Genomic DNA, 1,053 nt, shown 5'->3' on the forward strand with positions numbered 1-1,053 from the left:
GGCCTCGCCGAGCCCGGCACCGCGGGGCAGGTGCGGGCGCGGCTGCGCCGCGACTTCGGCGCCGACGACGACGGCGACGGCGACGGCGACCTGTGGTGGGAGCCGGTCGTCGAGCACGCCGTGTCGGACGGCACGCTTCCCGCCCTCGCGGGGGAGGCGTTCGGCGCCCTCGACCACATGTACGCGCTGCTCGCCGTCCGGTACGCCGAACGCCGGGCGGGCGACGCCCGCGAGACCCTCGGCAGGGCGGTGCGGGTGCCGGGCGGCTACACGTGGGGGCCGCTGCTGCACGAGAGCTTCGCCGAGCGGTTCCGCCTGGCGACGGGCACGGCCGTCCCGGACTGGACCGACGGCTAGCCGGCGATGGCGCGCTGGGCGATCACCTTGGTGATGCGGGCGCGGACGAGGTACTCGGTGGGGACGGCGTTGCGCCGCCCGAACTCCTCGGCCCGGTCGGCGCCCATGTAGCGGCCGCCGATGACGGTCGCCCAGCGGAGGATCTCGTCGAGGTCCTCGACGAGGGACGCCTCGGCCTGGATCAGCACGTACGAGTACGGCGGCGTCTGGTCGTCGACGCAGACCGACAGGCGCGGGTCGCGGGCGAGGACGCGGCCCTTGACGCTGTGGTGCCCCGTGTTGAACAGCAGGTCGTCGCCGTCGAGGACGAACCAGATCGGCGTCACGTGCGGCGTGCCGTCCTTGCGGGTGACGGCGGCCTTGCCGGTGCGGGTGCCCTCCATGACGAACGCGCGCCACTCGCTGTCGGTCATCGTCTCCATGGGTCCAGTCTGCCGCACCGGCGGTCCGCGGCTGCCGCTACGGTGAGTCACATGAAGGTCGCGACGGCGCACGGGCCCGCCGAGGTGGTGCTGGACGAGGTGGAGGACCCGGCGTTCCTGCTGGTGCTGACGCACGGGTCGAACGGGGGAGTGGAGGCCGCCGACCTGCTGGCGGTGCGGGCGCCCTGGCGCTGCGGTTCGGCGTGACGACCGAGCTGGAGATGCAGGGGCTCCACACGCGCGACAACCGCGGGGACATCAGCGAGAACGACGC

Annotated in this window: 2 protein-coding genes and 1 pseudogene; 2 read left to right on the forward strand and 1 reads right to left on the reverse strand. The window is 74.1% G+C overall.

Annotated elements, in window-relative coordinates:
* Nucleotides 1-357: pseudogene (locus AB0K37_RS42315) on the forward strand (tetratricopeptide repeat protein); the annotation flags it as partial.
* On the opposite strand, the gene AB0K37_RS42320 reads toward AB0K37_RS42315, so the two are convergent.
* Nucleotides 354-779, reverse strand: coding sequence for a PPOX class F420-dependent oxidoreductase (locus AB0K37_RS42320; protein WP_363991918.1), 426 nt, complete (start codon nt 777-779; stop codon nt 354-356). The pseudogene AB0K37_RS42315 and the gene AB0K37_RS42320 sit on opposite strands and share 4 nt — an antisense overlap.
* 51 nt (nt 780-830) lie before the next feature.
* On the opposite strand from AB0K37_RS42320, the gene AB0K37_RS42325 reads away from it, so the two are divergent.
* Nucleotides 831-986 (forward strand): hypothetical protein, encoded by a 156-nt coding sequence (locus AB0K37_RS42325; protein ID WP_363991921.1) that lies wholly within the window; start codon nt 831-833, stop codon nt 984-986.
* Nucleotides 987-1,053 lie beyond the last annotated feature (67 nt).

This window comes from Actinomadura sp. NPDC049753, from assembly GCF_040674655.1.
In the GTDB taxonomy this organism is placed as follows: Bacteria; Actinomycetota; Actinomycetes; order Streptosporangiales; family Streptosporangiaceae; genus Spirillospora; species Spirillospora verrucosospora.

What these genes read in the sequence shown, in the direction of transcription:
- AB0K37_RS42320 (WP_363991918.1), bottom strand. Translation starts at nt 779, where the DNA reads ATGGAGACGATGACCGACAGCGAGTGGCGCGCGTTCGTCATGGAGGGC.
- AB0K37_RS42325 (WP_363991921.1), top strand. Translation starts at nt 831, where the DNA reads ATGAAGGTCGCGACGGCGCACGGGCCCGCCGAGGTGGTGCTGGACGAG.